This is a genomic window from Paenibacillus sp. J2TS4 (genome assembly GCF_018403245.1).
In the GTDB taxonomy this organism is placed as follows: Bacteria; Bacillota; Bacilli; order Paenibacillales; family NBRC-103111; genus Paenibacillus_L.
The window spans coordinates 535,620-548,200 of record NZ_BOSH01000002.1; the positions used below are offsets into that span (position 1 = coordinate 535,620).

The window sequence follows — 12,581 nt, forward strand, 5'->3', positions numbered from 1 at the left end:
GGAAGCCCTGATTAAACGGTAAGGGAGCATGTTCGATTGAAATGGGCCGTATTGAATCGCCAAAGCTTAGTCTTCAAAGTTTTTTTCAGCTTTCTCGTCATCATTTTGCTTTTTTCCGTTTTTAATCTGCTGTCCGTCCACTTGTTCAACCAAAGCGTGCAAAACGAAATTATCCAATACAACCGCTTGATACTGAAAAACACGGTGGAACGGTACCAAACGCATATCGAGAGGGTCAAGACACTGCTGTTCGACATCTATATGAATGAGCAAGTCGTAGCTTTCAACCGTAAGCTGCACAGGAAAACAGAGGCGGAAATCGATTATTGGAAAGCTGGGGATGTGGTGAAGAGTGTTCGCTCGCCGGCGTACAACCCGATGTTTTTTCTTAACAATCTGTTTCTTTATTTCGATTCACGATCTTTAATAGTAGAAAAAGAAGGAACTGTCGAGGCGGAGATGCTGTTCTCCCAGTTTTACGAGAGTGATGCCTATCCCCTATCCTATTGGAAGGAGCAAATGAACCGTAACAGCAACTATGTGCTGCATCCGGAAGCAACGTTTACCGTTTCTACCGTAAATTCGTCGGTGGATGTTCAGCTCATCCCGTTTTCATTCCGGGCAACTTCGTCCAATTACATGCTCATCGCTCTGCTGGACGCGCGGGCACTGCAGGAAGCGTTCTACGGAATCGATAACCGGCATTTCATGATTGTGACGCAGGACGGATCGCTTCTCTACCGTTCCTCCGACACGCTGTCGGCGAACGATATCCCCGTCTTCGCCAACGGTAAAGAATACGGCTTGGTCGGCAATTATTATTTCTTCATCGAAAGAACGGCCGACCTCACTTATGTGACGGCGGTGCCTTATGCGAATATTGCTTCTCAAGTCCGGAACGCAAGTCTGCTGCTACTTCTGATTTGTATCGTGTCTATTGTGATCGGGGTGTTTGCCAGCGTGTTCTTTAGCCGCAAGATCAACCGGCCTGTGAAACAGATGGTTACATCGATTATGCGCAGGGACCCGGTCAAGCTGCAGAGCGCTATTCTCGAGTTCGACTTGATTCATCAGAACATTTATGAGCTGATGAAGGAGAAGGAAACGATCCAGAAAGACCTGACCGGCAAAAGATCGCTGTTGACCAGCTTTGGCTACATCAACAAATTGAAGGCGATAACGTCCGATATTAACGAATGGAAAGATATCGCCGAGATGGATGAACCGTTCGTGATCGTGCTCTATCAGCTTCATTTCAAGACACGGACCGTAGCCAGCAGCCAGATGCAGACGGATCGGATGGCTTATTACATTCAGGAGTATATCAATGTCGTCATTTCGGAAAGAATGCCTTCCTCTCATACGTTTCAAATCGAGAATAACCAGATTCTCTCCCTCATCCGAGCCGAGGAAATACCGGGGGCACTGGACGAGACGCTGACGATGCTGAAGGAGATTCTGGATCGCGACCAATCCTATTTTTTGGTGACCATCGCTGTAAGCTCGATCTATGGCCAGGCGGCCGATCTTAACGATGCTTACCGCCAGGTGTTAAAGCTGGCCGAGCAGGCAAGACCGCTCGATGAGACCCAGGTGATCCGCGAATACCGGCGAGTGCCCGCCCATCCCGTGCTTACGGTGCCCCAGGAGCAGGAGCTGTACGCCAATTTGCAGGCGGGCAACCACCTTTTCTGCATCGCCTTCATGGAACGGATATTGGATCAGTTGGATAAAAAAGAAGCGAGCCTTCAGCAGCTTCGCGAGCTCGCTCTGGGAGTCATCGTGAGGGTAGCCAAAATGCTGGAGCCCTACGGGGAAGATGCGGATTCCTCCATGCGGCAGACGCAGCTTGAGCTTATGCAGGAATGCTGCACCATTGAGCAGTTCAAGCAGTTTCTTGCCCAACTGTTACATACCGCTGGAGCGATCATTCAGTCGAGAAAACAAGGCGAGGATCCGACCATTGCCTTCGTCATGGATTATGTGGAGAACCGGTTTGCCGAAGATTTGTCGCTCGATCTGCTGGCCGATAAACTGAACTTGTCCGTAGCCTACTTGTCGGTCTATATTAAGGAAAAAACGGGGGCTAATTTCAGCGAACACATTAATGCCGTTCGTATAAGCAAAGCGAAGGAGATGCTGCTCGATACCGATCTCAGCGTGAAGGAAATCAGTCTGAGGATCGGTTACCGCAACGTAACCTCCTTCATCCGAATGTTCAAGAAGATAACGGGCATACCGCCGGGAGAATACCGAAAAAGCAAAATGTTCGAATCCGGAGTCGGAGAGATGCCTTGAGCTGAGATGCCCCGACCCAGATATTGTGGCACTAAAGAAAAGTTCACCTCATGTTCCCGCCAGAACGACAAATCGCCCGGGAGGACTTCTTCACAGAAGGTCCCTCCCGGGCTGATTTTTCGGCAATAATAATTACTCATGACCTTTCAGTGGGGACTAGGTGCACTTTACCTCTTTTCCACTCTCATGGGCCATTCATGAGGAAACAAGTGCCATTATACCTTTAATTCCCCACTCCAGGTTCAATTAAAAGCAGTTCAATGGGCCGGTTCACAAAACAAAATAAAAAGCAACGCCCCGCTTCGTGTTGGCGACTCCGTACTCGCTTTCATGCAGCTCCAGAATATGCTTGACAATGGCGAGTCCGAGCCCGGTTCCTCCGGTTTTTCGATTACGGGACCGCTCTGCGCGATAGAACCTTTCCCACACGTGCTCCAGCTGATCCTCCGGTATCGGTTCCCCTTCGTTCTCAATGGACATCCGCATTTTGTCCTCTTCGTTATCGATCCTGACCGTAATCTCGTTGCCAGCGGTTGCATACCGGATCGCGTTCATCAGGATATTGAAGATAACCTGCTCGATTTTTTCCTGATCCGCATAGACGACCGGCTCGCTGGCTGTAACGGTCACCACCTTCAACTGCTTTTCATTCAGATGATGGGACAGCTTATCGACAATTTCCTCCATCAGCTCGCTAACACAAAAGCTGGTTTTTCTCAGCCTGATCGTTTTGGTCTCCAGCTTAGTAAGCTCCAGCATGTCTTTTACGAGGTTTTCCATCTTTCCGGTCTCATCCAGAATGACCTCGATATATCGCTCCCGCTTATTTTCACCCACCCCGTCCTTCAAGCCTTCCGCAAAGCCTTTGACAATGCTGAGCGGCGTTTTTAACTCATGAGAGGTGTTAGACATAAATTCCTTCTGCATCCGTTCGATCCGCTGCTTCTGCTCCATTTCCTCCTGAAGCTGATGATTGGTCTCTTGCAACTGCTTCAGAGTATCATCCAGCTTCTCAGACAGACTGTTCAAGCTGTCGGACAGGCTTCCGAACTCATCGTTGCTGCGGATGGGAGACTTCACCGAAAAATCGAGCTTCGCCATGCGAAGGGCAATCCGATTCAAGGAAAGAAGCGGCTTGGAAACGATTTTGGAAAAAATCAGGGACAGAAGCAGGATTAGGGCAAAGCCACCTATCCCGATGTATACATAAAATAATTGCAGCGCGTCGTTCGCTTCACTAATCTGCTGCAAGGAGGTTAACGCCATGATCAACTCGCTAACCTGCCCGTCCCGCATCACGGGTTGAATAGCGATTAGAGAGCGGATTCCCGTCCATGGCTCCGTCCATTCCGCCGACAGAATATGACCATTGTGCAGTCGGGCAGCATGAGCCTCCGACAGCGGAAACCATTCGTCCAGGGCGAGAAACAGAAGGCCTTGCCGCAAATTCCATTGGTTGGGACCCGGCAGCAATAAATCGGTAATCGTACCGGAAACTCGATCGAGCTCTTCCGGCTCTTCAATCCCCTTCAAAGTGCCGATGTCCTTTACGCCCGGTTTTTTGATGACGAGCGGAAACAGAAAATCATTCGTCTCATCCTCATACAGTCCCTCAGCTTCTATCTTGTCTCCGAGCGTAAGATTCGCGTTCCATAAATTTTCCAGATCCGAATGGTTAAATAAGGAGAGAGAAATCTTGACACTGTGACCGTCTTCCTCCTGAACGACGATACGGAACGGATTGTCATACTTCACTTTGCCGTCCGGATTCAGAATCGCTAACTGGGATTTATTATGAGTCATGAACAACGCGATTTCCCGGCTCATGCGCTTGTCATCCCACTGCTGCGTTACATAATATTGTTCGAAAGCCTTCAGCTTTCTTTCCAAATCGGCGCCTTTCTTCTGCTGATAAAATTTCTCGAAAAACAGCAGCTGCCCCAGCATGATGATCGCATAGAATAATAGAAAGAAGAGTGCTGTAATCGCAAACAGTTTGAAAATTACGCCTCTTTTTTTCATTGATCTTCCTCAAATTTATAGCCGGCCCGGATGACTGTCCGAATATGACGAGCCTCATCTCCCAGCTTGCTCCGCAATTTTTTGATATGCGTATCTACAACCCGCAAATCCCCGAAGTAATCGAACCCCCATACGTGATCGAGAATAGTTTCCCGGGAAAGCACGATGCCGGCATTTTTGATTAAATATAAAAGCAATTCATATTCCTTCGGTGTCAAATCGATTCGAGTTCCGTCCAAATCGACCAGATGAGCCCGCTTGTTGATAACAACCCGGCCAAACGTGACCAGGTGATCTTTTTTACCGATCGTGCCTTCCACCCGTTTCATTAATGTTTTGGCCCGGGCCACCAGCACCTTTGGGCTAAAAGGCTTGGTGACATAATCATCCGCCCCTAATTCGAAACCCATCATTTTATCATCATCTTCTGATTTGGCGGTCAGCATAATGATCGGAATGTCCGACTTGGCGCGAATCGATTTGCAAACCGTCCAGCCATCGCATTCGGGCATCAGAATATCGAGGATAACAAGGTCCACTTTCATGTGTGCCAGCATATCTAACGCTTGTCTGCCGTTCTCCGCCTCATAAACCGTCCAATGGTCCCGTTCAAAGTAATCCGCAACGATTTCACGGATTCGGCTTTCATCTTCAATAAGAAGAACCTTCCTTTTCATGTGTGCCTCCAGTTTCCAAGTCACCTCTGGCCTGCCCCTTTCATCGATAAAGGCAATATAACCGGCAGCCGCGACCGGCGGCTTTCCATTTCTCCAGGTTTTCCCTAAGGCGAAAACCTGGAGAATGGTTCCGTTCCTAGTATAACAAACCGATGTGTATTTTGTGTGTTAGCCTGTGAGAAATCGGACAAGAAAATCACTTTTTGTTAAGAATATACACATGAAATACACACGGGCAGGGTATAATGGGTCAAATACGCAACTTTGTTGGAAAAGGTTGTCAGATTCAAGCCATTTGCAGGTGGCGAATCGCATGCATTAAGGAGGAGCCATGACGATGATTATAGAATTGATCCCTTTATTTTTTACTACGGGGAGTTTAAGTGCGGGAGTCCTTTCACTTATTCATGTTTTTGAAGGTTATACCGCTTATGCCGTGTTGTTTGTCATGCTGGCGGCAGTGATTAACGGTCTCGGATGTTACATGACAGCCAAGATGCAGCTGGTTAACGAATTCGGCAAAGAGCTGCGGTCTTTGTCGGAGCTCATTTCATTCGGTGCCGCTCCGGCGATGATATTGTATGTCGTTGTCCTCCATCAGCTGGATGCCTTCGCACTCGGTATCATCATTACGTCTTTGTTCCCGATTTGCGGCGCACTGCGGCTGGCCAGGGACAATATCCAGACAACGCCCGGAGGCTATTATGTTGGACTACCCGTACCTATCGCCGGATGTATGCTCGCGATGCTTGCTCTTCTTGGTACACAGCTGGATAAACTCTTCCTCGCTCTAGCCGTCGTCCTTCTCTCTTATCTAATGATCAGCACGTTCAAAATCCCCGCAGGGCGCAAAGTCAAATCATTGCCGGACGAAAGGGACTTTTTGAACAACCTCTAGAACGGAGATACAGATATGGAATTTGTCCAGGAAATGATCGCACAATACGGATATATTGCTCTATACTTCCTCCTTGCCCTGGGAATCATTGGTCTTCCTATTCCCGATGAAGTGCTGATGACCTTCGTCGGTTACTTGGCTTCCATTGGAATATTTGGTTATTCAGCCGCCGTATCCGTCAGCTTGCTCGGAGCTATGTCCGGGATGATTCTAAGCTACGAGCTGGGTCGTAAAATTGGCAAGCCGCTGATATGGAAATATGGCAAATGGCTTCTCCTTACTCCGGAGAGACTAGAAAAAGCCGAAGGCTGGTTTAATCGATATGGCCTGTGGACGGTCAGCTTCGGCTATTTCATTCCGGGCATCCGTCACCTCACCTGCTACCTGTCCGGAATAAGCGGGATCGAGCGGCGCAAATATTGGTTGTTTGCAGGTGCCGGAGCTCTGGTCTGGTGTGTCTTGTTTATTACGTTGGGCTATTTTATCGGCGTGCAATTCGAATAAGACGTGAACCTCCCTGACTTACTCGCTATCTCTAGTTGATGTCGGGGCTTCTTACCACGGACAACTTCATGTACCTATTGTAGATAGGGATTTGCCCGATCTACTCCATATCAGCATACTCCAGCGAAGATGTTCGGGAAAGGCGTCATTCATGCTTCGCTTAGGAATGAGACTTCTGACGCAAGTTGTTAAATCAAACTAGCCTATACGGTTCCATAGCTGCGGCCATGGGATTGCTATGCAGCTTCGCACCGCATTCTAAAGTGCGGTGCGAATTCCCGAGAGGAATGGTACGCATCCTTGATCACGAAAGGGATTTCAAATATTCCAGCAGGAACGCCCGGTCTTCCGGAAAGGACAGCTCCAATTCCTGCAGCTCCTTGGCCGACTTCCATGCAATGTCATAGATAAGACCATCGGGGTCCTGGATCTTAGCTGTCCCGCCTATCCGTTCTACCGCGAAATAGGTAACCGTAAATTCGATCTGGTTATGCTTTCCTTGCTTCTTCTGAATCTCTTTAACTACCTTAACCTCGTATCCCGTTTCCTCATATACCTCTCTAACACAGCATTCCTCCAGTGTCTCGTCTCCTTCTTGCCCTCCCGACGGCACGGACCACACTTTCTTTTCTTCCGGCTTGCCCTGAAGCACCATAAGCAGCTGGCCTAAATCGTTAACACATACTCCGGCTGAGCCCGACCACGAATCCATCCAAGCTTCCCCTCCCTAAATGATTAATCGAACATAACTTCTTTATCCGGTTCCCTTAATAATTGGAATAGCGACCGGATTTGTTGGACCGTGTTTCGTGATTTAGACAATTCGGGCAACTGATCCTCTGCAAAAAATTCCACTTGCTCGGTTTCCGTTCCTCCCTTCGCTTCTCCCCCGATAATTTCACATAAAATAAACAGGATATACTCGTCGAATTTCGCCGAAGGGTGATCGTGAAGCCTTTTATCCAGAAGGGCCAATAGTCGAATCGGCTGGACTTCGAAGCCGGATTCTTCTCTAATTTCCTTGACGGCTATTTCTTTGGGAGACAGACCAATATCCGCCCACCCTCCTGGCAGAGACCATTTTCCGTCTGCTATTTCTTTGACCAGTAATAGTTTGCCCTCCTTGAATACCACCCCACGTACAGCGACTTTGGGTGTAGCGCCTCCCGACTCGCCGGCAAATAATGTGCTGATCCTCTCTGTTCCCGCATCTCGGCAGTTCTTCATAATGTCCGCACGGACGAGGGCCAGCTGTTCGAATCGTTCCCTATCAAACGTGTCTTTAGCATGGGCAAACCCTGCTTCGCTTATAGATTGAAGCCGCTGTGTCCACTCCCGCCATTTATGCTCCATAACTCCATCTTCCTCCTTTCTTGTCTTCATATCAGGATAAAATAAAAGGGACAACGGTATAGGAGTTGTCCCTGATGTCTTGGAAGTTATTTTAACATTTGGGTTAATTTTTCGATGCATCTTTCAAATACAGCAATTTCTTCCGGTGTAAACTGACGGCTGAGCTCTTGATAAAACTCATGATGAACCGCTTCGTGTGCACGGTAAGCCGACTTCCCGGTTGCTGTTAACGAAATGACAACGGCTCGTGAATCGTTCGGGTGAGAGCCGCGCTGAACCAGTTCCTTGCTCTCCAGCTTGGCAACCAGTTGGGTTACCGCTCCTTTGGTTACCCCGAGTCGGCCGGCTAGCTCACTCATCAGCATCCCGCTATCGCAGCCTATCGCATCAATCATGTGAATTTCACTGGGAGTCAGGACACCAGCCTCGCCAAAACGACGGGGTTCGCGCTCCAGCCGCTGTAATTGAAAAATAAGCCGGCCAAGAATATGGCTTCCCTTACCTGCAGGTTCAGTTGGAATCATGTTTTATTCGCCCCTATAATAATTTAGTTCTTAACCGATAGCATGTCAAGAATAGGAAAACCTTACGTAGTTTAACCTCCGAATGAGATCTACATATGTGGCACTAAAGAAATCGACCCTTCCGTTCCGAAGGAAAGTGCCTCCGAAGGATATGTATCGGTCCGCACTGCTAATCCATTTGTCGTTGAATGACTCTATGACGCTGTCCGAGGACGGTTTCACTCCCCAATATGGCCAAGCCGATCACACTTACGAGGATATTCATAGCAAAAGGAGTCAGCCATTCGCCAGAAGCCGATGCTTCACCGCTCCCAGCCGCGTCATTCATGAGCCCGAGTCCCAGAGCCGCGCCAACCACCATACCGGCATTGCGGGTTAAAGCAATGATTCCACCTATCGTCCCGATAAGAGAAGAAGGAACTTGCCTCAGAATGAAGCTGTTATTGGGAGCGGCAATGAGCCCCATCCCGATCCCGGTCAGAATCAGAGACGCGATAATTCCAAATAGGGCCGGAGTATCAGGAACCAGCATAAATAATAAAGACCCGCCTCCCATAGCGCATAAACCTATAAATAAAAACGGTCTGGAGCCGTAACGGTCGGACAGACGCCCGGACAGGGGGCCGGTGAAAGCGAGCGCCAGCGGATAAGCGGCCAGCAAATACCCCGCTTCTGCAGGTGCGAATCCGGCAGAAACAGTCATATAGAAGGGCATGACGACCAGAAGAGTATTAGCCAGAATAAAAGAGAGAAAGCTGACTGCTAATCCGGAAACGACGGCCGGGATACGAAAAACATTCATCGGCAAAAAGGGAGAGCTGTGAGTCGAGCCCCGCCATATGAGCCAGGACATGGACAGAGCGGCCAGTAAGAACAGAATTCCGGTATTCAGGGAAAGCCAGCCCCATGTATTCCCGTTCGAGACTGCGATGATGGCGAAGCTGATAGCCGCCGCAAACGAAACCGCGCCTGGAATATCGACTTGGCCGTTACGGCTTGCCGGGACTTGGACCGGAATGAAGCGATAGGCCAGCCATGCTGCCGCAAGGATGATGGGGACATGGACTATAAACAACCAATGCCAGTTAAGCCACTGTGCAATAAATCCGCCGGCGATGGGACCGCTCATCCCGCCCAGGGCGACAGCCGTGCTTAAGATCCCCATGGCCCGACCTCTAGCATTCGCGGGCATATGAATCGCAACCAGCGCCATATTGGTTGCTTGAAACATCGCGGCGCCGATCGCCTGCACCATTCTGAAGGCAAGCAGCAGAGTAATATTCGGGGAAAGTGCAACCAGCAGCGAGCTCGCTGCGAAGAACACATACCCGAGATTATGAATCCGGCGATGACCATATCGATCCCCGAGCTTCCCCATCAATGGAAGTAAAGCTGCGATGACTAACAAATAGCCGGTCGTTATCCATTGAACGATTCGGATCTCCGTTGCAAACAGCTCGGCCAAATGAGGAAGCGAGACATTGACAACGCCGGCCGTAAAATGGGAAACAAATGCGCCCATACAGATAGCAGCCAGCATAAACGTCGGATTTGGTTTGGCAGAACGTTCAAGAGACAGTGGTAAAGAATTCATGACGGGTTCTCCATTCCTAAGCTGATCATAGTATAGTTTTTCTAAATCTATCTCATTAATTAGTTTAGTTTCTATACTATATGGCTGTCAAGCCCTCCTTTTCCAATGTCCAAACAGCCATAAGGAATTACATCCCCACAGGGAAAGCCAAAAAGACCGCGAATGTTACCAGCATCCACGGTCATCAGGACAAACTATTCAGAGAAGAAAGGGGCGATGACGTACTTCACTTCCGCGACCCCGTCATGAACCTCCCCTTACGCAACTATTTACTTACAAATCCGGTCTATCAAGCCATATTCCAGCGTCTCTTCGGCAGACATATAATGGTCCCGGTCCGTATCCTTCTCTATTTTCTCCAGAGGTTGCCCGCACTTGTCCGCCAGTACGCGGTTGATCCGATCGCGGGTCTTCAGAATGTTCTGGGCATGGATAGCGATATCCGCCGCCTGGCCTTTGATTCCGCCGCCGCCCACCCACGGCTGGTGAATCATCACCTCGGCGTTCGGGAGAGCGAGCCGTTTGCCGGGGGCGCCTGCGGCAAGCAGTACGGCGCCGAAGGAAGCGGCGAGCCCCACGCAAATCGTGGACACATCCGGTTTCACATGCTGCATCGTATCGTAAATCGCAAATCCGGCGGACGTCGATCCCCCCGGGCAGTTAACGTACAGATGGATATCCTTATCGGGGTCATCCGCAGCAAGAAACAGCAGCTGAGCGATAACGGCGTTAGCTACTGAATCGTCAATGGCGGAGCCCAGAAATACGATTCGGTCCTTCAGCAGTCTGGAATAGATGTCATAGGACCTCTCTCCGCCCCTGCTCTGTTCCACTACGACTGGCACTATACTCATTTCGTTCCAATCCCCTTTCTTTAAGCCGCACAACGAAGCGAATGATTCGCTGTACCTGCGTTCTTGTTAGCTTGCGGCAGGCCAAAGCCTGAAGATACTACGCGAATGACAGGCATCTTCACCCCGGCTTCGCCGCCTGTATGCCATTCTTGTACGGTCGCCTCGCGGCCTTCCTCTGCTGCTTTCTCCCAAACCACTATCGGCCGGGCTGTGACCGGTTCACTTTTGATATTCATTGGTTACCTCCTTGTTCGGGTTCAGGATAAACGGCCATCAATACGCGATAGCCATTCTTATTCCCTGCGGTTCGATACTTCTCCGCCAGTGCCTTCATCGCCTCCGCATAGTCGCGGATGAACGATTGCCGGTCCGCTTCATCCGGCAAATAGACCTCTGTCTCCAGCGTGGCGCTTGGAATCTCCTCCGCTTCATCGGATGCCTCCATCAGCCGCAGAGCATCGCTGCGCATTCGCTCCGAAACGGTAATCAGATGCCGCAGCGCACCTTGATCCTTCATCCTGCTTACCGTCTCCTCCGGCCAACCGAACGATTCCGGAATGATAAATGTTCTGGCGATCGATTGATACAGCACCTCGATCAAATTCTTCACTTGACGGGTGCCGCTTCTCTGGATCAATCCGACTTTTTCAAGCGATTTCAGATGATAGTTGATTTTCTGCGGGGCTTCCCCTAGCTGCCGGCCGACCTCTGAGGCAGAGGAAGGCTCGTTCAGCATTCTCAAGATCTCCGCCCGCAAAGGATTCAGCAGCGCAAGCGCCTGTTCCGGGCTTTCCAGCCTATAGACTTCCATTATGTCTGTTTCCGCCATCGTCTTTGCGCTCTCCTAAAAATTATTTTTTACGTAAATTTATTTTATTATGATGAGTTAGTTTTGTCAATCTTATCCGTGAAAGTTATGAATCCAAATTTTTCTGATCCAAGGGGATACGGGTCCAAAGGAGGCCAGCCCCATAGTTGCCCACATATACCAATACATGTGGCTTCAATCAAATTATTTATAGGTTTGAGGCATTTTTTTAGTGGAGTTGTTACCAAATCAAAGTGCAAAAATACCTCTTAAATCCAAATTTTTCCCGAAAATGGAGATTAAAGCGCAAAAGTACCCTTTAAATTGGCGAAATCGTCGTTTTCAACAAAAAAGCGGAAAATGGAGTGCACCTTTACACCTTAATCACAAAAATGAATAGAACTGTGGAAATGAGGTGCACTTTAGCACCTTAATGTTATTCCTCTTTCGGTTTGCTACTGTGAGACGGCACGAGTCGCCTGTCTATGACTTCCTACCCTTCGTCACCTTTATTCAAATAATTCATAATTGAAAAAAGAACCTCCGTTCCCCCAATATATAAGGGTCCGAAGGTTCTTTGTCTATGGTTGGGCACGGATAATTTTTCAGAACATCTTGAGCAGATTGTCGCGCTTCATTACCTGCTTTTAATTAGCAATTCGACGGCTTCCTGAACCATCTTGCTCGTATCGCGGCCCGCACCCTTCTCTTCCAGAATGCACTGTTCCAGGTTGACTGCTACCACATAAGCAACCGCTTTGTCCACCGCACTGCGGACAGCGGAAAGCTGACTCACTACATCTTTGCAATTCTTTTGGTCCTCCATCATTTTCAGAACACCGCGAACCTGTCCTTCAACGCGGCGAAGTCTTCTTTTAACATCATCATCGTAATTCATAGTCATCTTGTTATCCCCCATCGGTACATTACATGTATAGGTATATTATAGCTTAATTCACACGAATTTCACGTTTAGTACTTATCCAATTCGTGAATCAGGCGCTGCATCATCAAGTCTCCCTCTTCCTTCGCTTTATCGCAACCCTTTT

Annotated in this window: 13 protein-coding genes; 3 read left to right on the forward strand and 10 right to left on the reverse strand. The window is 49.0% G+C overall.

The window, feature by feature from the left end; all coding sequences use genetic code 11:
- Positions 1-36: 36 nt before the first annotated feature.
- Positions 37-2,298, forward strand: coding sequence for a helix-turn-helix domain-containing protein (locus KJS69_RS06645; protein ID WP_213582800.1), 2,262 nt, complete (start codon positions 37-39; stop codon positions 2,296-2,298).
- A 270-nt stretch (positions 2,299-2,568) separates the two neighbouring features.
- On the opposite strand, the gene KJS69_RS06650 is transcribed toward KJS69_RS06645, so the two are convergent.
- Both KJS69_RS06650 and KJS69_RS06655 read right to left on the reverse strand, forming a co-directional pair.
- Positions 2,569-4,320 (reverse strand): sensor histidine kinase, encoded by a 1,752-nt coding sequence (locus KJS69_RS06650; protein WP_213582802.1) that lies wholly within the window; start codon positions 4,318-4,320, stop codon positions 2,569-2,571.
- Positions 4,317-4,997, reverse strand: coding sequence for a response regulator transcription factor (locus KJS69_RS06655; RefSeq protein WP_213582809.1), 681 nt, complete (start codon positions 4,995-4,997; stop codon positions 4,317-4,319). The genes KJS69_RS06650 and KJS69_RS06655 overlap by 4 nt, the downstream gene beginning before the upstream one ends.
- 337 nt (positions 4,998-5,334) lie before the next feature.
- Here KJS69_RS06655 and KJS69_RS06660 point away from each other — a divergent pair, with 337 nt between their 5' ends.
- Together KJS69_RS06660 and KJS69_RS06665 are read left to right on the forward strand one after the other, a co-directional pair.
- Complete coding sequence (locus KJS69_RS06660) at positions 5,335-5,895, forward strand: CDP-alcohol phosphatidyltransferase family protein (RefSeq protein ID WP_213582811.1); 561 nt, start codon at positions 5,335-5,337, stop codon at positions 5,893-5,895.
- A 15-nt stretch (positions 5,896-5,910) separates the two neighbouring features.
- A complete protein-coding gene (locus tag KJS69_RS06665) occupies positions 5,911-6,399 on the forward strand; it encodes a DedA family protein (RefSeq protein WP_213582813.1) in 489 nt (162 codons plus the stop codon).
- 304 nt (positions 6,400-6,703) lie between these two features.
- Here the strand turns inward: KJS69_RS06665 and KJS69_RS06670 are convergent, their stop codons facing one another.
- The 8 genes from KJS69_RS06670 to KJS69_RS06705 all read right to left on the reverse strand — a co-directional run bounded on the left by KJS69_RS06670 (position 6,704) and on the right by KJS69_RS06705 (position 12,436).
- Positions 6,704-7,111 (reverse strand): NUDIX hydrolase, encoded by a 408-nt coding sequence (locus tag KJS69_RS06670; protein ID WP_213582815.1) that lies wholly within the window; start codon positions 7,109-7,111, stop codon positions 6,704-6,706.
- 23 nt (positions 7,112-7,134) lie between these two features.
- Positions 7,135-7,752, reverse strand: a complete 618-nt coding sequence (locus tag KJS69_RS06675; RefSeq protein ID WP_213582817.1) for an NUDIX hydrolase — start codon at positions 7,750-7,752, stop codon at positions 7,135-7,137.
- Positions 7,753-7,838: 86 nt separating this feature from the next.
- Entirely contained in the window at positions 7,839-8,276 is a 438-nt protein-coding gene (locus tag KJS69_RS06680; protein WP_213582819.1) for a MarR family winged helix-turn-helix transcriptional regulator, read from the reverse strand.
- Positions 8,277-8,445: 169 nt separating this feature from the next.
- Positions 8,446-9,870, reverse strand: coding sequence for an MFS transporter (locus KJS69_RS06685; RefSeq protein WP_213582821.1), 1,425 nt, complete (start codon positions 9,868-9,870; stop codon positions 8,446-8,448).
- 269 nt (positions 9,871-10,139) lie between these two features.
- Positions 10,140-10,724, reverse strand: coding sequence for an ATP-dependent Clp protease proteolytic subunit (locus KJS69_RS06690; RefSeq protein ID WP_249730396.1), 585 nt, complete (start codon positions 10,722-10,724; stop codon positions 10,140-10,142).
- A gap of 20 nt (positions 10,725-10,744) precedes the next feature.
- Positions 10,745-10,960 (reverse strand): hypothetical protein, encoded by a 216-nt coding sequence (locus KJS69_RS06695; RefSeq protein WP_213582823.1) that lies wholly within the window; start codon positions 10,958-10,960, stop codon positions 10,745-10,747.
- A complete protein-coding gene (locus KJS69_RS06700) occupies positions 10,957-11,553 on the reverse strand; it encodes an ArsR/SmtB family transcription factor (RefSeq protein ID WP_213582824.1) in 597 nt (198 codons plus the stop codon). Before KJS69_RS06700 ends, KJS69_RS06695 begins: the two co-directional genes overlap by 4 nt.
- Before the next feature lie 616 nt (positions 11,554-12,169).
- On the reverse strand, positions 12,170-12,436 hold the full coding sequence (locus tag KJS69_RS06705; RefSeq protein ID WP_213582826.1) for a metal-sensitive transcriptional regulator: 267 nt from the start codon (positions 12,434-12,436) through the stop codon (positions 12,170-12,172).
- Positions 12,437-12,581 lie beyond the last annotated feature (145 nt).